Below are 19129 nucleotides of genomic sequence, written 5' to 3' on the forward strand. Positions count from 1 at the left end.
TATACTGCCGCTCTCGCGGCAGCCACAAACAAAGTCTTTTTGCCCTGCAAATCCGCTTCCTCGCGCCAAATTTTCCTTAATTCTTTAAAATATCGGAGTACTTTTGGTTTTTTCAAGATTTCTGTGATTTATTGATCTCACTGTAAATTTCATATTGATTGAATTTTTCATTTTTTTGATGTATAATATAGAGAATATGGCACAAAAATTTAAAATTAACCAGAAAGTGGTTTACCCAAGTCAGGGTGTTGGAATTGTAAAGGAAGTTTTTGAGAAGTCTTTTAAAGATAATACTGTCCTTTACTATAAGATTTATATTGAAGCCTCTGATATGGTTGTTATGGTTCCTGTTGAGAATGCAGAGAATCTTGGTATTAGACAGATAGTTTCTGCCAAAGAAGCGCAGGAAGCTTTGAATCTGCTTTCAGATGATTTTGAACCAATCACTTCAGACTGGAAACTCCGCTATCAGATGAACCTTGACCTTCTTAAGAAGGGTACTGTAAAAGATATCGCTACAATTGTTCGCTGCCTTTACAACAGAAGTAAGGTAAAGGAACTTCCAATCCTTGAGCGCAAACTTTATGATTCAGCAAAGAAACTTCTTGAAGATGAAATTGCTTATGCACTTGGAAAATCTTCAAAGGATATTGAAGCCGAGATTCATACAAAGCTCGAGCCACCTGGAGCAACTCCAAAAATCAAACATACAATGATTCTTGATGATGATGAAGATGATGATTTGATGGATGATATTTCGGAAGGAAATAACAGACGCAGCTCAGATGATTCTGATGATGAAGATGATTCAGCTGACGATATGGGTGCGGATGACGATTTTGACGACGAAGACGATTCATTCTAAAATTGCAATTATCATTACTGCGGCCGGTTCTTCTACAAGAATTGGCGGCGGTATAAAAAAAGAATATCTTCCTTATAAAAACGGCACAGTCCTCTCGGTCTGTGCTGAAACTTTTTTAAATGCCTGTGAAGGGCTTGAAATTACAGACTTTATAGTAACCTGTCCTGCTGGCGGAATTGATAAGTGTATCGAAGCCCTCGGTAAAATTGCTCCTGAAGTCAGAATTACTGAGGGTGCTGAAACCCGGCAGAAATCTGTTTACCACGGATTACTCGCTGTAACGGGCCAGCCTGATATTGTTTTGATTCATGACGGGGCAAGGCCTTTTGTGAGCCGGGAAGTTATTATGGAAGCACTGGAAGCTGCTGTAAAATACGGAGCTTCTGTTCCAGGCATTACTCCAACTGATACTCAAAAAGAAATAGACAGTGAAGGTTTTATAACCCGTCATCTGGTGCGCAGCAACCTTACTGCAGTGCAGACGCCTCAATGCTTTGAGTTTAATAAACTTCTCGAGGCTCACGGCCGCGCAGCAGCAGATGGTAAAGAATACACCGACGACACAGAAATCTGGGGTGTATATTGCGGCCGTGTCCGTGTAACTCCAGGCGACGTAAATAATATAAAAATCACATATCCGTCAGATTTGGAAATCCTGAATCGAGTTCAGGATGACAGCGACTTACAAAATGACCAGGAGGTGCCGGATGATTCGAGTTGGGCTTGGTTATGATTTACATCGCCTCGTTGAGGGCAGACGTCTGATTCTTGGCGGCGTTGTTTTTGATTTTGAAAAAGGGGAGGACGGCCATTCTGACGGCGACGTTCTTCTTCATGCAATAACTGATGCACTTCTTGGTGCTGCCGGTCTTGGAGATATCGGTTCGTATTTTCCACCTGAGGATGCTAAGTGGAAGGATGCAGATTCTGCAGAATTGCTGAGAGCAGTGTGGAAAGATGTCCGCAATGCAGACTGGAAACTTGGAAACCTTGACTGCGTTATAAAACTTGAAAAACCAAAGTTCCTGCCTCATCGTCAGGAAGTAATAGAAAGTATTGCTGCCATCCTTGAAGTTGAAGCTTCTCAGGTCTTTGTTAAAGCAAAAACCGGCGAGAAACTCCCGCCGGTTGGTACATCAGATGCCATAGAGGCACAGGCAGTTTGCTTGCTTGAACGATAGGCGTATGGGCGGCTTGCATAGTCTCGCCGCTTGAGGCGTTTTCTGGTTGAGCCTAAAACGACCCGCTGTCGCAGCTCGTTTTTTAACGGCTCTTCTATTATAGCCTACTCCGGTAACTGAAGAATCAAATCAACTTCGTTTTCTGTAAGCTTTACATTTTCTGCAATTTCTGCAATTGTCCAGCCCTTACGCTTAAGGGTTCTTACAGTCTCGTTAATCTGAGGATTTATTGTATTTCCCTTTGCTCTTGGCTTTTTAGCAAGTTCCTGCTGAGTCATCTTCTGTAAGATGTTGAACTTGTTATCAACATCGCGGTTGATGCCTTCAAGATCGAGCTGTGTCTTCTGAATACCTTTCTGAACAGAATTGAGTGCTTCAATACGCTTTTCTGTATCAGTGATAATACCATCAAGATCTTCAAGTTTTCCGATAGCTGTAGTAAGTTTAGGTCCACTCTGGAGAATCTTATCAACGTTTGCCTGAACCTCTTTGATTTCCTGTGGCAATGAAACAGCCTGACGGTTACAGTTTGTAAGTCTCTGTTCGAGTTCCTTAAGTTTTTCAAACTGATTATCAACATCAGTCATAATGCGTGTTACAACTTCATCTTTTTTGTCCAGACGTTCATATTGTTCAGAAACGTACTGAAGACGGTCGTTGTAATTACGTACTGTAACTTCCATAGATTGCAGGTCATCAGAAGTTGTGTTCAAAGACTGAATACGATCATCAATTGTGTTTGAAAGAGCGAGCATCTTATTGAACTGCTGCTCAAGACCAATAACGCGGTTTTTCTGTGCTTCCATTCCTGCAAGCTGGCGGTTAATTTCTTCGTTTATCTTAAGGATAGAAGTATACTGAACATTCATCTTATCAGCTGAATCTGCATAGCCCTTAAGTTTTGTGAATGAATTGTTAAGCTCTGCAACATTTGCTTCGAGCTGACGGCGCATCTTGTCTGCAGTTTCATAGTTCTGAATGTTAGATTTAACGTCCTGCAATTCCTTTTCAATGTCGCCGAGACGGGTCTGAATAAGGTTTGCGTTGTCCTGCATCTTAAGAGTGAAGGCAGATTGATTTGCAGCATTTCTGTCTTCTGCTTCCTTGATGTCTTTCTTGAATGCTTCTGTTCTTTCTTTTGCAGCTGCTTCCTGTTCTTCGAGACGAGACTTAGTATCTTCAAGCATTTTCTTGTACATACTGCCCATCTGATTTAAAATTGATTTTGACTTTTCTTCGTATTCTTTAATAGAAGTACCGGTCTTGTTTTCAAGATCAGCAATCTTGTCGTTGAGTTCATTATGCTGATTCTGAACTGCAACTGCGTAATCATTCATATTCTGGAGAAGCTTCTGTGCTTCTTCGTTAATCTTATCATCAGACTGTGCCTTGAACTTTTCAAGGTCAGTATTGAAGATTGCGGCTGAATCCTCGAACTGAGTTTTAAGCTGCTGCTTCCAGGTATTGAATTCTGCAAGAGCGGCATCGATTGAAGAGGAACCTGTTTCCTGTCTTGTCTTAAGAGATTCTTCAAACAGCTTAAGGTCTCCAAGCAATTCTTCCTGAAGCTTTGAAAGGGTAGTCTGTACAAGTTCTTTATTGTTTTCAATTTCTTTCTTAAGAACTTCTTCAGATGTTTTTGTAAGAGTGTTGAGGGAATTATCTGTATCACTCTTATAGCGGTTAACAAAGTCCTGAATGTCTTTAATTGAATCTTCCATTTCCTGCTTTGTGCGTTCAATGGATGCTGCAACCTTTGTGTACTGATCAGAAGCTCTTGTCTGAAGTCCTTCAATTCCTGTCTTGAACTCATCAAGATATTTAGTCTCAAGCTTTTTACGGTTGTCTTCGTATGTGTTGGAGATTTTTGTGAGCTTTGTATCAAGGTCGCTCTTCCATTCAGAAAGATCAGAATCAATCTGATTGCTCTTTGTTGAAAGAATCTGATTAAACTCTGATTCAAATTCCTGAATCTTAGCACTCATGCTGCCGGTTGCAGTTTCTTTGAGGCTGTCGAGTGAGCGGTTGATTTCTGTAATCTTAGATTCAATTTCGGCTGAATCTTCTTTGATTGTATTACTGAATTCTTCATGCTTCTGCTTCTGGCTTGTAGTAAAGGTATCGAAGTCTCTGAGAATTCTGTTCTGAACTTCAGCCATTGCAGCCTTAAGGCTCTTTTCGAGTGTATCGATATCGCTTTCTGAAACCTGAATCTGTGACAGTTTGTATTCAATATCTTTCTTATAGGCATTGAGCTGACTGTCAACATTTTCAAGAATATTGAGGTGTTTAACTTCGCTTTCTGAAACTGCCTTGCGAACAGAATCGGTAATGATTTTTGTAAGGCTTTCGAGACGAGCGTTTGTTTCGTTCTGGAAGTTGTCGAGACGGGTTGTAGTATCTCCCTTAAAGCCTTCAATCTGGCGGTCTGCTTCGTTCTGGAAGTTTTCAAGTTTTGCAGTTGTATCCTTTTTGAATTCTGCAATCTGAGTTTCTGCTTCATTCTGGAAACTTCCGATTTTTGAAGCAGCATCTTTCTTAAAGTCTTCAATCTGGTTATCAGCTTCGTTCTGGAAAACTTCAATCTTTGTATTTGTTTCTTTTCTGAAATTATCAAACTTAGAATTGCTTTCTGCCTTGATAGTTTCATACTTCTGTGCAGAATCACTCTGAAGTGCTTTAAGTGCCTGCTCTGTTTTAGCCTGGAACTCTTTGATTTTTGTTCCTGTCTCAGAAAGAATTGCAGTAATCTGATTATCTGCCGAGGTCTGAATACGATCAATCTTTTCTTCAGTTTCTTTCTGGATTTCTTCAATATGATTTTCAGATGAGTTCTGGAACTGTTCAAGTTTGTCAGACGTTTCTCTCTGAATGGCTGTAATCTGAGAATCAGATGCATCCTGAAGCTGTTCAATCTTTGAAGTTGTTTCTTGTTGAATTGCGTTAATCTGAGCTTCTGTTGCAGACTGAAGTCTTTCGAGTTTCTGGAGAGTTTCGTTCTGAACGTTGTCGAGGCTCATATTCATCTGAGCAATCTTTTCTTCGAGTTCTGGTTTAAGAGCTGCAGCCTTGCGTTCTGCTTCATCACACTGAGTCTTGATTGCCTGTACAGAAGATTCTGCATTCTGAACGGAAGTTGTAGCTTCTGAAGCAACCTGTTTGAGGGTTTCAGTAAGTTTTTCCTGCATGTCAGAAATTTCTGTCTGGAGAGAAGCTGAACGTTCGTTGCACTGACGAAGACTGATTTCGAGCTGACTGCGGAGGTTTTCAATTCTTGCCTTGTAATCATCTTCTGTATTAGAAAGCTCTTCGATACGGTTTCCAAATACATTCTGAAGGCCGTCAATCTGCTGTGAGTATTCATCCTGAAGAGACTCAAAGCGACCGATGTATTCTTCCTTGATTTTTGTATATTCTGAATTGTAGATTTCGTTCAGGCTCTGAATCTGTTCATCCTGAGAATCCTTGAGTTCTGCAAGCTTTCTGTCGTTTACGCTCTGTGATTCATTTATTGCTGCAGCAAAATCCTGAACAAGGCGTTCATGCTCTTCTGCAAACTTTTTATGTTCTTCTACAAAGAGCTGGTTGAAGTCATTTACCTTCTTATTATTTGTAGCGGTTGCATTCTCAAAAGCAGAAGTATAGGCTTCCTGGAATTTCTGGAAGTCACTGTTGAACTTTTCAGAAAGGGCAGAGTAGTTACCTTCATTTTTCTTCTGAATGCTTTCCATCTGCTTTGTGTATTCTGCTTCAAGCTTATTGCTGTCTTCATTAAAGCGGGCAAGTGTTTTTGCAATAATTCCGTCGTTACGTCCGCCGATAGATTCAAGCTGCTGATTGTATTTTGTCTGAAGTGCATCCACTTTACCGGCAAAGGCTTCTGAAAGCTGTCCGAGTTTTTCGTTGAACTTTTCGTTAATCTTTATGAGATTTGTTTTTGCATCTGTAAGGAGCTTGTTTTCAGATTCTTTGTAAGAAGCAGTTGCAGCGGCTGTCTTATCTTCAAACATTTTGATAAGTTCTTTTTCTTTTGCTTCAAGTTCAGAATGAATGATTCCTGTTCTGTTTGTAATGTCATTTCTGATTGCGAGAGTCTGCTTTTCGAGTTCACTCTGAAGGGCTGCTGTCTGATCACCGAGTTCTTTAAGATATTTATCTGTTCTCTGCTGAGCCTGCTCGCTGAGGTGAACAAAGGCTGTGTTTTCAAGTTTTTCTGCACTTGCTGCAGCATCATTATAAGCTTCCTGAATACTCTGTCTGATTTCACTGAGAGCTTTTTCTGCATCTCCCTGAGATGCTTTAATATCTGCTGTAAGTTTTGCAGCACGGGTTTCGTAGTTCTCAATGAGGGTAGTGCCAACAGCCTTAAGCTGTTCTGCATTCTTTGCTGAGAATTCCTTTGAGATTTCTGGAATTTTCTTTTCGATTGCGACAATCTGCTGCTGCTGTTTTGAGAGCTTTCCATCAAGAGAAGTAATTACACCGCTTTCCTTATGAAGACGTTCAAGATTTTCTTCAACCTGAGCTGTCATATCATTGAGCTCGTTGAGAATTTTTGAATATGCATCAATCTGAGATTTAATGTTTTTTACTGCATTGATGCTCTGATCAAAGGTCTGCATCTTAGCATTAAAATCTTCATTCTGCTGCTTTAAAAGTTTTACTGCGGCATTTGCCTGTGTCTGCTGTGCGTTGAAGTCTGAAATAATCGTATTGAATCTGGTCTGAATTTTTCCAAAAGCTTCGTTGAGTTCATTAGTTTTCTTGTTTGCAAATTTATTGATTCGTTCCAGAGGGTCGTCTTTCTTACTCAGCATACGGAAGTACAAAGACACTCCCATTGAAATGACTGTAGAAAAGAGAATTGCGATTACGATTTCCATTTTTTATCCCCACCCAATTTTTTATTGTTATTCTGAACCAAAGAACCAGTCTGATAACTGGTTATAATGCCAGAAAGTTAAATCAGCTATTTTTGATTTTTTACCAATCCATCCGCAATGCGGAAGAATCAGCCAGGCTGTTTTCATGCCTGCGTTGTGCGCTCCAAGAATGTCGTATTTGTGATGATTTCCCACATAAAGAATTTGTTCCGGCGGCAGGTTGAATTCCTTTGCCAGTCGGAGAAATGGAGTAGGATCCGGTTTAAGAGCTCCCGCCTCTTCTGAACCAAGAACTACATCACATAAATCACGGACTCCCCAGATATCACCCTTCTGTTCAGGAGGGAAATCAGAGAGAAGTCCAAGTTTATATCCATTATCTTTGAGTTTATGAATGAATTCCAAAGCCCCTTTGCAAGGCTTCAGGTTTACAAAGTATTTTTCCAGTCCTTTGTAAATAATCTTTTCAAGTCTTTGTTCTGCTTCTTCCGGCGAACACTTGAGCTTTTTTGCCATGTGCGAAGCCTGGAGTTTTACAAATTCTGGAGTTGGCTCAGTTCTATGCATAATGTTGCGAACGAGACCATATTTCAAGAAGAAGAAAGAATGAAACAGAAAATAAGGAGCAATACGAAGATTGAACTTCCATGCCCTGTAGAGAGTACCATCGATGTCAAATGCAACAGCCTTAATCTGTTTTAAATCAACATTATTCACCTTTCCATTATAACATAATATAGAAAAAACGTATATATAATTGTGCAAGGGAGATATTTTAAGTATAATCGACTTCTATATATAGGGAAGAAGAAATGCCTGGTTTTTATGATTATTATGATGTGGCTGTTGTAGGAGCCGGTCACGCGGGAATTGAAGCAGGACTTGCCTGCGCACGAATGGGATTGAAAACTGTACTTATTACCCAGACTCCAGATGCAATTGCCAGAATGAGTTGTAACCCTTCTATTGGTGGAATCGCAAAGGGAAATATTGTTCGTGAAATTGACGCACTCGGCGGCCAGATGGCTAAGCTGATTGATAAATCTATGATTCAGTTCCGCATGCTTAATAAGAGCCGTGGCCCTGCTGTTCAGGCACCTCGCTCTCAGGCTGATAAGATTACTTATTCTCAGCTTGCACGTAAAACCTGTGAAACAACTGAAAATCTTTATACATTGATGGATACTGTAATTGATATCCTGACTACTGCATCTACAACACCTCTTCCTCCGAACAGCGATAGTGCTGCGGAGAAGGGAACTATCCCTGGCGAGTTCCGTGGAGACGGACGCACAGAAGCTGCAAAGAGCGGAATGCGTCAGAAGGTAACCGGCATTGTCACTGAACGCGGCAGAATTATTCCTGTTCGCTCTGTTGTTCTTACAACCGGAACCTTCCTTGGCGGACGTATTTTTATTGGTGAATATGATGCTCCTTGCGGACGTGTAGGGGAGCCTGCAGCATACGGTCTTACAGAAAGCTTGCATCGTCTTGGTTTTACAACCGGTCGTCTTAAGACAGGAACACCACCGCGCATCCTTCGCAAAACTGTAGATTTTTCTAAACTCGACGAACAGCCGGGTGACACAGAAGTAATTCCTTTCAGTTTTGAGACAGAGCGTGTAGAACGTCCTCTTGTAAACTGCCATATCGTATATACAAACGAAGAAACTCATAAAATAATCCGCGACAACATTGGCCGCTCGCCGCTTTATTCTGGTAAAATCAGTGGTATTGGTCCTCGCTACTGTCCTTCTATTGAAGATAAGGTTATGCGCTTTGCAGACCGCGACCGCCATCAGATTTTCGTAGAGCCGGAAGGTCTTGAAACAGATGAGATTTATTTGAATGGACTTTCTTCGAGCCTTCCTGAATGTGTACAGGATGCTTTTATGCGTACAATGCACGGTTTTGAAAATGCCGTACAGAGCCGTCCGGGGTATGCCGTAGAATATGATTTTGTTGAGCCAACTCAGTTGTACCCTTCGCTTGAAACAAAGCGTGTCGCAGGCCTTTTTAATGCCGGACAGATTAACGGAACCTCTGGTTATGAGGAAGCAGCCGGTCAGGGACTTATTGCCGGAATGAATGCAGGTCTTTATGCGCGTGAGCACATTAAGCTTTGCGGACCTCTTGCAGAAATCCCTCATACACTCAATGGTGTTGCTTCAAGTACAGAGCCAGGTGCTTTCCGCCCTAAGGCAGATATGACAAACGAAGAAAAAGCAAAGTTTGCCGAAATCTCAGAACGCGAAACTCACGAACTCAACGACTATGAGCGTGGCGTTCAGAAAAATGCCGGCTTTGATGCCTTTGACAAGATTCCAGACTTTGAGCCGGTAATTCTTGGTCGCGACGAGGCTTACATCGGTGTTCTTATTGATGACCTTGTAACTCTCGGAACAAAAGAGCCTTACCGTATGTTTACTGCCCGCGCAGAATACCGCTTAAAGCTCCGTCACGATACAGCAGACCGCCGCCTTGCAAAATACGCTTTCCGCTGTGGACTTAAGACTCAGGCTCAGTTTGATGCTGTAAACGAAAAATATGCGCGTCTTTCAGAAATTGAAGCACTGCTTCTTAAAAAGCCTGATATGGAAAACCCCGGCTACCCTGAAGCAGACTGGGAAATGGCAAAAATTGACGCAAAATATAAGTATTATATAGAAAAGCAGGATAAGCGCGTGGAAAAACTTCACAAAATGGAGAATGCCCGCATTCCTGCAGACTTTGATTACGGCAGTATTCCGTCGCTTTCGGCAGAAAGCCGCAATAAACTCGAAGCAATCCGTCCGGTAACTCTGGGACAGGCAAACCGTATCAGCGGAATCAGAAACAGTGACATTATGCTGTTAATGGTTTACCTGAAACGCTAGGGTGTTATATCTCGTTGATTGTTGAACTGTAGTAGGCTTCCAGTTGTGGGCGGCAGTCTATAAAGATTGACCCCATAACTGGGTCAAAGTGTTTTCCTAAATCATTTCTGATAATTTCAAAAGCTTTATCAAAAGACTTTGCTTCCTTGTAGCAGCGTTTACTTACAAGTGCATCAAAAACATCTGCAAGCGCCATTATACGTGCTTCAAGAGGAATTGCTTCTCCGCTAAGCTTTTCCGGATACCCAGTTCCATCCCATTTTTCATGATGATAATGAGCAACGTTTACAGCAATCTTCCGGAAATCTTCGTTATCAATTCCTGTAAGAACCTTTTCTACGATTACCGCACCTTTTGCAGGATGTTCCTTCATCTTTTCATATTCCTCTGGAGTAAACTTTCCAGGTTTTCGGAGAATGGAATCATCTACGGCAATTTTTCCAAGATCATGCATAGGAGCCGCTTTTACCAGCAGCTTACAGAACTCTGGAGAGATTATTGTAATCTCTTTATGTTTTAAAAGTTCTTCTGCAAAAATCTGAATACAGTCGCTGGTACGCAGAATATGGCCACCCGTAGAGTTATCGCGGCTCTCAACCATAGTCGCAATTCCCCTGATGATGGAATCCTGCATGTCAGTAACCTGTTCGGTTTTTTCTTTAACAAGATGAGAAAGTTCTTTGTTGAAGGAATTGAGTCCTTTTATATAATTCTGCTGTTCTGTGTCATCTCTAAGTTCCAGAAAATATCCCATCTTCATTCTGCTTGTAGAAATTCTGTGAATTGTGCAGATACCGGCTTTATTCCCATATTGAATTCTGAAATCTTCGTTACAATGTTCATTCCACTCCCATTTTGGATCTTTGTAATGAAGATTTTCAATAATGTTTGAATAGGATTTTGGAATATAAGAATCGAGAGAGAGGTCTCCTAATTTCGGAAAAAAGGTGAGAGCAAAAGCATCACAGCCTAAAAAACGTTTTTTATTATCAAAAGCAATATAACCATAGCCTGTACGGTTTTTATATACATTAAGCAGATTCAATTGAAGATCATAAGTATTTGTTTTTGCCGAAAAATACAGGAAGAAAGCTTCCATAATAATATAGGTATATGGCATTAAGTTTATTCTGGTGCCAAGTGAAATCGGAATAATATAAGCCATTGTGCCGAATATCAGCATGCATAAAAGAATCTGCAGGGATTTTTTGGAAACATTTTTCTTTGTAAAAATTGAATGAATAACGGTGAGTATTGCGCTAAGGTTTATTAGTGCAAGAAACCCTATGTATAAAATCATTGCAGGACCCATTTTAAATTTTATTAGTGTTAAGCCATACTGTTTTATAATATATGGGTCACTAAAGAAAAAGCCTGTTTCTTTTGTTGTAGCTAAAAGAATGCTGATTACAGTTGCTGTGATTACAAGCCCAAAGCGAAGAATAAAATAAAAACGTTTATGACACATGTCTATGACAACAACAAGTCCAAATAGAATTGTAAAAATACTTCCGATATATGAAAGAAGATTTCCCGAAAGAGCTCCTTCCAGAGTGTCTGCATGTACAGACATTGCATATCCGAAATTTGATACAAAGGTTGTCAGAAATAGTGTAAGGTAGTTTTTGTTAAGATTATTTGAATTGAATTCGTAGTAGATGTAAAGTGCAACAAGTGAGATGAATAACGCTATTAAATAAATGATTCGTAAATCCATCATAATTTATTATAAACCCTCTTCTTTGTTTTCACTAGTTTTTTTGGAGTATGTCTACACAATGGCTTCCTGCTCCTGTCAGTTCCGGCTGTTCACAGATTGAAAGCTGGAATTGACAGAAGGCTTCAAATTCTTCCGGACTCATTTCGTTGAGTTCGCGGCGCATATAATCTGCAGGTCCATCTGCAGAAATAATTTTGATTCGTTTAAGACCTCCGGCCGCGGCGTTTAGTCTGTTGATATCTTCAAGACGAACGTAGTCATATAGTTCGCTTTCATCACAGATGGTGTGGAAATCTGGACTGAGTCCGCCCTTAGCTGCGACTTCATTCCATTTATGTTCCTTAAAACAGTAGGAAATCACACTGTATTCATTCATTACATAGGCAACAAGAATTATTCCGCCTTTTTTTGTGATTCTCTTTGCTTCATTAAGTGCCTTGAGTTTTTCTTCGTCGCCATGAAGATGATAAAGTGGTCCGAAGAGTAGGGTAACGTCAAAAGTTTCGTCATCCAGAAAGTGAAGGTTACGGGCATCTCCCTGCCAGGTTTTGATGTTTTCATGCTTGGCGCGGAGTACTTCCAGATTATGCTTTACAAGTTCTACGGCAGTCACATCATATCCACGGTGGCAAAGTTCAACTGAATAACGTCCTGTGCCTGCTCCAAGGTCGGCGATTTTTGCAGTACCAGCGTCAAAGTTCTTAAGGGCTTCTTCAATGAAATGCATGGTGGTACGGAATTCTACCTGCCCATGGCGGGTTGTGAGACGGTGTTCTTCGTGGAATTTGTTATAGTATTTTTCTAAATCTGCCATGCTGCGTCGACAGATTTTACTGCTTCTTTCTTCTCGTTGTCGCTCATAAATGACTGACGGAAACTGTTTTTAACGAGTTCCTTAATCTCATCCATTGTAAAGTTCAGGTCGTTGTGACAGATCCAGAACTCATCGAGAAGGGTAGTCTTAAAGAATACAGGGTCATCAGTGTTTATGTTTACGGCAATTCCCTTGTCGTAGAAGGCACGAACCGGATGATCCTTAGCTTTCTGAACAATCTTCTTTGTAAATGTATTTGATGTAATACAGATTTCGATTGGAAGTTGTGATTTTTTGAGTTCTTCCATCAGTTTTTCATCCTGAATGGCAGTAATTCCGTGACCAACGCGTTCTGTATGAAGATAATTGATGGAATCCCAGATACTTTCCGGACCTACGTCTTCACCGGCATGTACTACTGCATGCCAGCCTTCTTTAAGAGCAAGTTCGTAAACTGGAGCAAAGTCTTTTGCAGGGCCTTTTGCTTCTGCTCCACCAAGACCAATTCCAATTATGTCTTCACATGGATACTGCTTTAAGAGTTCATAGTTATGCATTGCGTTATCACAACCAAAAGTACGGCTTACATCCATCAAAAGCTTAATGGTAATACCGGTTTCTTTTTTGATTTCTGTGATTTTTTCGTGGAAAACACGAACCATGTCTTCGTATTTAAATCCAAGTTTTAGGAATGCTGTAGGCGCAAAGAAAACTTCTGTATAAGTAATGCCGTTTTTAACAAGATAGTCCTTAAGTTCATCAAAAACTATACGGAAGTCTTCAACAGAAGAATACAATCCCTGAATTTTAAGGAACGACTGAATGAAGCCGTTCAAATCATTATATGAAAAGAGCTCTTTCTGCTCTTCTTTTGTCATTTCTTTGTCAAATTTATTCTTGTAGAGCTTTTTAATTCCGTTTAATGAAATTACTGCTTCAAGATGAATATGAAGTTCTGCTTTTGGAATAGCTGATAAAAATGTTTTAAACTCTGACTTGTCCAATTTAATCGTCTCCTAACTTTTAACAACAAAGACAATTTTATCACGGTTCTGTGTATATTGCAAATGCTGTATAGTTATACTTAACAATTATCGGACGAAAAGTTACGAATCTTTAGGAATTTCTGGATGCGTGCTTTATCTCTTTCTCTTTATAGAGTACCTGGTCTGCTTTTGAAAGCAGTTCATCAAGTTCACAGTTTTCAGGAGTAAACTCAACATAACCAAGACTGATGGAAAGGGTAATCGGAAGTTCTGCTTTTTCAGAATAAAGCCTGTTCAGCTGATCCAAACGCTGTCTTATTGCAGATATATAGCCTTTTGTAAGTCCGGTTGAAACAATTGCAAATTCATCGCCGCTGAGACGTCCGACTATATCTGATTCGCGGAAAGCTTCAATAAGAATCTTTGCTTCTGTCTGAATTGCTATGTCGCCTACTTTATGACCCCAGGTATCGTTGATTTTTTTGAGGCCATCCATATCTGCAAAGAAAACAATACCACTTTTTCCGTTTTTGGCGGCACGTTTGAGTTCTTTTTCTGCATGGTCAATAAAGCCACGGCGATTAAGAACCTTTGTCAGTTCATCTTCGATAGACTGGATATTAAGTTCGTGATTATTCTTTAAAAGCCGTTCGTTACGGTTAGAAAGCACTTCGTTTATATCCAATGTCTGATTAAATTCATAGGCATGTGCAATGGCGTTTATAATCAGCTTCAGATATATATGATGCATTTCAAATTTTGTGTTTGGAACCTGAATTATCAGATATCCATACTGCTTTTCACCCGCAAAAATAGCATGAAGGATATAAACTCCTGACATCTGTGCAAAATAAGTATCCGGCAAAAGCTTTTTATGAGGATTGATTTCAATTCCTTTATCATCATAAGGAATAATCTGCTTGTTATTATCAATATAACTGCGTAAATATGCCTTATCTGGAATAACAATGGTCTCTTCTTTCTTAAAACTTACTGGTTTTTCATAAAGAACAACTGCCATTGAGCTGAAATTAAGCTGCACTGTAATTTGTGAAAGGGTTCCGAAAAGTTCTTTTAAGGTATGAGTGGTATGGAAGGTATCAATCAGTGTGTAGATTGCTACTGTATCAGAAAAGTGTTGTGTATATTTTTCCAGAGTTTCTGAATTTAAGCGCTGATTCTGAATGTTTTTTCCTTCCTGATTTTTACTTGCAAAGGTTGTATTACTCTGTGTAATACAGCCGCAGGATTGTCTGTAAATAGGAGAGGCGGAAGTTTTTGTCTCTCGTGGAATTGTTGCGCCGGTAAGCAGTTTATGTGCAAGTTCTGATGCCTTGTATCCCTGCTCAAAAATATTCTGATCTATAGTAGAAAGTGAAGGAGTTGTAAAGGAAGCTCTGGTAGAATCATCAAAACCAATGACTTTTACCTGTTTTGGAACTTTTACTCTAAGTTCTTCAAGGGCTTCCATGCAGCCTTCTGCCATGAGGTCATTTGCAGCAACAAGAGCATCAAATTCTATTTCATTTTTTGATTTAAATCTGTCTAAGGTGATGTTTTTTGCAGCTTCTCTTATAAAATAGCCTTCTATTGTCCAGTCCGGGTTGTATTTCAGACCATTTTTCTGCAGGGCTTTTTTGAAGGCATCAAAACGAACCAGAGCTTCACTGGAATTGGTAGCATTTGCTGAAACAAAACCGATTTTTGTACAGCCGTGAACATTTTTAAGATGGCTTACAATCTGATCAAAGGCTTTGTCGCAGTCGCAGCTGGTATAATGTACATCTTTGAACGGTAAATCTACGGCAATTGAAACAATCGGTTTTTTTGTAAAAGGCTCTAAAAATTTGCGCAGTTCTTCTTCTTTGATATAGGTCTCGTAGGTGCTTGAGACCAGCATGAGCAGGTCAATATCATCAGAATTCAGAATTTCGGCAGAAGCCCAGTACTGATATTCATAAAGTCCATAAGGGTAGTGCGGCTGATTTGTCTGAGCAAGAATCAACTGCACATCCTTATCTTTTGTATAATAAGCGGCTGCTCCCTGAGCTACGGTAAGGGCATATTCTACTGTCAGATTATGAACAAATAATGCTACCTTTTTCATTGCAATAATCAATTATGTATCAGATTTCGCAATTCCGCAATTATTTTTTTGAATTCGTCACATGCATCCTGAACTGGACCTGTCTGAGACATATCTACGCCAGCAACTTTAAGTGCTTCAATAGGATAACGTGAACCACCGCTCTTAAGGAACTTAAAGTAGTCTTCTCGTTCAGCTTCTCCGCCGTTTGTAACGCGTTTTGCAAGAGCAAGAGCTGCAGAAACACCTGTAGCATACTTGTAAACGTAGAATGCGCTGTAGAAATGAGGTATACGGAGTCCTTCCATATCGCTGTTAGATTCAAAATGCATTTCCGGACCAAAGTACAATTCAAGAAGTTCACGGTAAATCTTGCGGAGCAGTTCTGGAGTAAGAGGAGTTCCACTTTCAACCAGTTCGTGAGCCTTAAGTTCAAACTCAGCAAACATTGTCTGTCGGTAGAGGGTTGCAAGAATGTCATCTGCACGCATTGCAAGAAGATATTTTTTCATATCTTCGTCTTTAGCATTCTTATAGAGATATTCAAATACGAGTTCTTCATTGAAAGTTGAGGCAACTTCTGCTTCAAAAATAGTGTAGTCATAGCACATAAACGGATTATTGTGTACTGCATACCAGCTGTGCATACTGTGTCCGCCTTCATGTGCCATTGTGAATACATCACGTATATTTTCTTCATTATAGTTGAGAAGAATATATGGATCTCCAATATAACATCCTGAACTGAAAGCACCGCTTCTTTTACCGATGTTTTCATAACGGTCTGCCCAGCCATTGAGTAAGCCGTTACAAAGACGGTCTGTGTATTCTTTTCCAAGTGGGGCAAGGGCATTGCGGCAGATTTCTACTGCTTCTTCGTAAGTTGTCTTTGTTTCAACTGATTTTACAAGAGGAACGTATACGTCGTAATGGCGGAGTTCTCCCTCTGCAAGGCCGAGCATTTCGCGGCGAAGCTTGTAATAGTCGTGGAGGGCTGGAAGATTCTTGTGAACACAGTCAATTAAGTTATGATATACAGAAGTTGGAACCTTGTTTCCGTAAAGAGCCTGTTCAAGAGAACTCTTATATCCGCGGGCACGCATGCTGAAAACATCCTGATTTACAGAACCTGCATAAAGGGCTGCAATAGTATTCTGATGTTCTTCAAACTTTGCATAGAATTTTTTATAAGCTTCTTCACGAACGGCGCGGTCCTGAGAATGCATGAAAAGACCCCAGGTAGTTTCTGTAAGTTGTTTTTCCTCACCGTTTTCGGTTACTGTACCGAAAGTCTTGTTCATATCAACATTTGTAAGTACGCTGAATGCTGTTTCTGCTGTCTGACCAGGTTGCATGGCAAGAGAAAGAATTCTTTCTTCTTTTTCACTCAAAATATATTGCTTAAAATGTAAAAGTTTTTCTATAAAAATACGATAATCTGCAAAATCCGGCTGGCTAATCCATGTACGGAGCTTTTCTTCTTCAATTTCCTGAATTTCAGGATCAACAAAGCTTAATTCTGCCTGCATCTGGGTATAAGCCATCATTGCACGACCGTCACGGTCTGTAGCCTGAGTATCATCTTCATCTGCTTCATGCTGAAGTGATGCATAGTGATAAACAGTTTCCATTACAAGATTTACTTTTTCAAGTTCTTTGAGTGCAGAAAGCAGAGTTTCAGCTGATTCGCCGAGGCGACCTTTAAAAGCTGCTGCTTTTTTAGTAAGTTCTGGAAGCGATTTAAGGGCTGCTTCCCATTCATAATCTGATTTATATATAGAAGATAAATCCCATTTATCCTTAGAAGGTACATCTTTTCTGGCTGGTATAGTTTTAGCGCACATAATTATTCCTTTTGTTAATTATTTGTTTGTGTTGTATAACAACAGTGAGTATATAACTTTTTAAGAAGAGTGTCATTCGAGGAACAGATAATCGGTAAAATAAATGCTGCTGATTTTTCCAAGTGCCATGTCGGCATTTATTTCATCCATTATAACATTTACGATTTTTTCTTCGGTTTCGGTAAGAAGCTGATTTTTTGTTCTTGCAGAAAAATAAGCCTGAAATATTCCTTTTATAGTTCCGCTTTTTCGGGAAATCTCTTCAAAGAAAACAGTGTCGCCTGCAGGGTAGGCTAACCATGGGGAAAGAATCATTATAGAGCCGCCTTCTTCTGAATCTGCCTTTGCTGTTGAAACGCGGATTGTCCCAAGTTCATAATAAGAAACTTCATCAGTGTCTGAAGGGCTCATAAGACTTACTGCTTTTCCCTGGGCTATAAGATTTTGAGGTGTATTTTTTTTCCTTGCAGCCAGGGCGTAAATGGTTCCCACAAGAATTATGAACAGAATAAAAGCAATTATTGTGAGAAGAATTTTATTGAGAAGTTCGTCATTTATTCGTGACATAGATTTCCTTCTATATAATAGATTTTATTCTGTGATGTATGGCGAAAGAAGTGCTGCCAGTCTTCCAGTTGCACGGGCTGTCAGATGAACTCCATCATCAAGCCATTCTTCTTTTTCAATACAGCCGGCTTTTTTCAGTTCGTTTATGAGAACTGTCTGTGTTGGCGGAAGAATATAATTTGCAACATCTCCATAAAGCAACTCGTATATCTTTGATTTCAAATCAAGGAAGCCGATTTCTTCTTTTGCACTAATCAGAATTGCATCAGGGAATTTTAGGCGGAGTTTCTGAAGAGTGTGATTTTCATCATCACCCTTATCAATCTTGTTCAAAAGTATGAGTCGTGGATTTTTATCTGCCCCAATATCTTCAAGAACATTACATACTGTATCATACTGGAATTCTGCATCCGGATCTGAAGAATCAAGAACGAGAAGGAGTAAATCTGCATAAACTGCTTCTTCCAGAGTAGACTTAAAAGCGTCTATAAGGTGATGTGGAAGATTGCTTATGAATCCAACTGTATCTGTTATAAGAACTCCGGCACTTTCATTAAGCGGAAGTTTTCGGGTCAGCGGATCCAGGGTTGCAAAAAGTTTGTTTTCTACGTATGCGTCGGCACCTGTAAGTGCATTCAAAAGGGAAGATTTTCCGGCATTTGTATAACCAACAAGCGCACAGGAAGGCATTTTATCTCTCTGTTTACGCTGTGTTTTGCGGTTTAATTCAATTTCTGCCAGTTCTTTTTTGATTGCGCTTATTTTGTCGCGAACCTGGCGCTGATCCAGCTCAAGCTGAGTTTCTCCCGAACCTTTTGCACCAAATGCTCCACCGCGCTGTCGTGAAAAGTCCTTGTTCATATGGGCAAGTCGTGGAAGCGAGTAGGAAAGCCGTGCAAGTTCTACCTGAAGAACTGCTTCTTTTGTCTGAGCACGCTGTCCAAAAATACGTATGATAACTTCCTGCCGGTCAAAGCATGAAATACCGGAAAGTTCTTCCCAGTTTCTCTGCTTTCGTGGTTCAAGATTAAAGTCAAAAATAATACAGTCTGCCTCAATCTGTTTTGCAAGTTCTGCAATTTCCTGAGCCTTACCTTTGCCAATGCCATAGGCCGGATGAACTTCCATTCGGTTAAGAGTGAGACGTTGAATTACATCCATGCCCAGAGTGAGCACCAGACCCTTGAGTTCCTGTAAATTGTTTCCGGGCTCTCCCACCAGTAATGCACGTGGAACAGCCTGCTGTTCTTTCTCTACATCAATCATCGCGTTAAGTTTACCTCATTTATGATTATTCCGCAAATATT

General features: G+C 40.1%; 13 protein-coding genes. 4 read left to right on the plus strand and 9 right to left on the minus strand.

Annotated features, from left to right (window positions below):
* Positions 1 to 196: 196 nt before the first annotated feature.
* Genes AABJ44_RS04190 through ispF form a run of 3 tightly spaced genes read left to right on the plus strand, consistent with a single transcriptional unit; the run spans position 197 to position 2046 of the window.
* Positions 197 to 865 (plus strand): CarD family transcriptional regulator, encoded by a 669-nt coding sequence (locus AABJ44_RS04190; protein ID WP_338370654.1) that lies wholly within the window; start codon positions 197 to 199, stop codon positions 863 to 865.
* Positions 840 to 1598 carry a 2-C-methyl-D-erythritol 4-phosphate cytidylyltransferase gene (gene ispD / locus AABJ44_RS04195; RefSeq protein WP_074643066.1) on the plus strand — a complete coding sequence of 253 codons (759 nt, stop codon included), beginning with the start codon at positions 840 to 842 and terminating at the stop codon, positions 1596 to 1598. Before AABJ44_RS04190 ends, ispD begins: the two co-directional genes overlap by 26 nt.
* Positions 1573 to 2046, plus strand: coding sequence for a 2-C-methyl-D-erythritol 2,4-cyclodiphosphate synthase (gene ispF / locus AABJ44_RS04200; protein ID WP_338370656.1), 474 nt, complete (start codon positions 1573 to 1575; stop codon positions 2044 to 2046). Before ispD ends, ispF begins: the two co-directional genes overlap by 26 nt.
* A 104-nt stretch (positions 2047 to 2150) precedes the next feature.
* On the opposite strand, the gene AABJ44_RS04205 is transcribed toward ispF, so the two are convergent.
* Both AABJ44_RS04205 and AABJ44_RS04210 read right to left on the minus strand, forming a co-directional pair.
* On the minus strand, positions 2151 to 6929 hold the full coding sequence (locus AABJ44_RS04205; protein WP_338370659.1) for a SpiroCoCo family coiled-coil protein: 4779 nt from the start codon (positions 6927 to 6929) through the stop codon (positions 2151 to 2153).
* A gap of 27 nt (positions 6930 to 6956) precedes the next feature.
* Positions 6957 to 7646, minus strand: coding sequence for an HAD family hydrolase (locus AABJ44_RS04210; RefSeq protein WP_074643059.1), 690 nt, complete (start codon positions 7644 to 7646; stop codon positions 6957 to 6959).
* 95 nt (positions 7647 to 7741) lie between these two features.
* Here AABJ44_RS04210 and AABJ44_RS04215 point away from each other — a divergent pair, with 95 nt between their 5' ends.
* Complete coding sequence (locus tag AABJ44_RS04215) at positions 7742 to 9805, plus strand: tRNA uridine-5-carboxymethylaminomethyl modification enzyme MnmG/GidA (protein ID WP_338370662.1); 2064 nt, start codon at positions 7742 to 7744, stop codon at positions 9803 to 9805.
* Between the two features lie 4 nt (positions 9806 to 9809).
* Here AABJ44_RS04215 and AABJ44_RS04220 read toward each other — a convergent pair whose 3' ends face one another.
* From AABJ44_RS04220 to hflX, 7 genes are all read right to left on the minus strand, one after another.
* Positions 9810 to 11525, minus strand: coding sequence for an HD domain-containing phosphohydrolase (locus tag AABJ44_RS04220; protein ID WP_338370664.1), 1716 nt, complete (start codon positions 11523 to 11525; stop codon positions 9810 to 9812).
* Positions 11526 to 11556: 31 nt separating this feature from the next.
* Complete coding sequence (locus AABJ44_RS04225; RefSeq protein WP_338370665.1) at positions 11557 to 12339, minus strand: class I SAM-dependent methyltransferase; 783 nt, start codon at positions 12337 to 12339, stop codon at positions 11557 to 11559.
* Positions 12327 to 13343, minus strand: a complete 1017-nt coding sequence (add, locus tag AABJ44_RS04230; RefSeq protein WP_338370667.1) for an adenosine deaminase — start codon at positions 13341 to 13343, stop codon at positions 12327 to 12329. Before add ends, AABJ44_RS04225 begins: the two co-directional genes overlap by 13 nt.
* Before the next feature lie 112 nt (positions 13344 to 13455).
* Positions 13456 to 15432 (minus strand): diguanylate cyclase domain-containing protein, encoded by a 1977-nt coding sequence (locus AABJ44_RS04235; RefSeq protein WP_338370668.1) that lies wholly within the window; start codon positions 15430 to 15432, stop codon positions 13456 to 13458.
* 8 nt (positions 15433 to 15440) lie between these two features.
* Complete coding sequence (pepF, locus tag AABJ44_RS04240; RefSeq protein ID WP_338370669.1) at positions 15441 to 17255, minus strand: oligoendopeptidase F; 1815 nt, start codon at positions 17253 to 17255, stop codon at positions 15441 to 15443.
* A gap of 72 nt (positions 17256 to 17327) precedes the next feature.
* Positions 17328 to 17822 carry a flagellar basal body-associated FliL family protein gene (locus AABJ44_RS04245; RefSeq protein ID WP_338370670.1) on the minus strand — a complete coding sequence of 165 codons (495 nt, stop codon included), beginning with the start codon at positions 17820 to 17822 and terminating at the stop codon, positions 17328 to 17330.
* A gap of 24 nt (positions 17823 to 17846) precedes the next feature.
* Complete coding sequence (gene hflX, locus AABJ44_RS04250) at positions 17847 to 19088, minus strand: GTPase HflX (RefSeq protein WP_074643041.1); 1242 nt, start codon at positions 19086 to 19088, stop codon at positions 17847 to 17849.
* Positions 19089 to 19129: the final 41 nt, after the last annotated feature.

The sequence above is a fragment of the Treponema bryantii genome (assembly GCF_036492245.1).
Lineage (GTDB): Bacteria > Spirochaetota > Spirochaetia > Treponematales > Treponemataceae > Treponema_D > Treponema_D bryantii_C.

Bases quoted from the DNA above. Each gene is read 5' to 3' on its own strand.
- AABJ44_RS04205 (WP_338370659.1), bottom strand. From the start codon at position 6,929: ATGGAAATCGTAATCGCAATTCTCTTTTCTACAGTCATTTCAATGGGA.
- ispF (WP_338370656.1), top strand. From the start codon at position 1,573: ATGATTCGAGTTGGGCTTGGTTATGATTTACATCGCCTCGTTGAGGGC.
- AABJ44_RS04220 (WP_338370664.1), bottom strand. From the start codon at position 11,525: ATGATGGATTTACGAATCATTTATTTAATAGCGTTATTCATCTCACTT.
- hflX (WP_074643041.1), bottom strand. From the start codon at position 19,088: ATGATTGATGTAGAGAAAGAACAGCAGGCTGTTCCACGTGCATTACTG.
- AABJ44_RS04235 (WP_338370668.1), bottom strand. From the start codon at position 15,432: ATGAAAAAGGTAGCATTATTTGTTCATAATCTGACAGTAGAATATGCC.
- AABJ44_RS04245 (WP_338370670.1), bottom strand. From the start codon at position 17,822: ATGTCACGAATAAATGACGAACTTCTCAATAAAATTCTTCTCACAATA.
- AABJ44_RS04225 (WP_338370665.1), bottom strand. From the start codon at position 12,339: ATGGCAGATTTAGAAAAATACTATAACAAATTCCACGAAGAACACCGT.
- AABJ44_RS04215 (WP_338370662.1), top strand. From the start codon at position 7,742: ATGCCTGGTTTTTATGATTATTATGATGTGGCTGTTGTAGGAGCCGGT.
- AABJ44_RS04190 (WP_338370654.1), top strand. From the start codon at position 197: ATGGCACAAAAATTTAAAATTAACCAGAAAGTGGTTTACCCAAGTCAG.
- pepF (WP_338370669.1), bottom strand. From the start codon at position 17,255: ATGTGCGCTAAAACTATACCAGCCAGAAAAGATGTACCTTCTAAGGAT.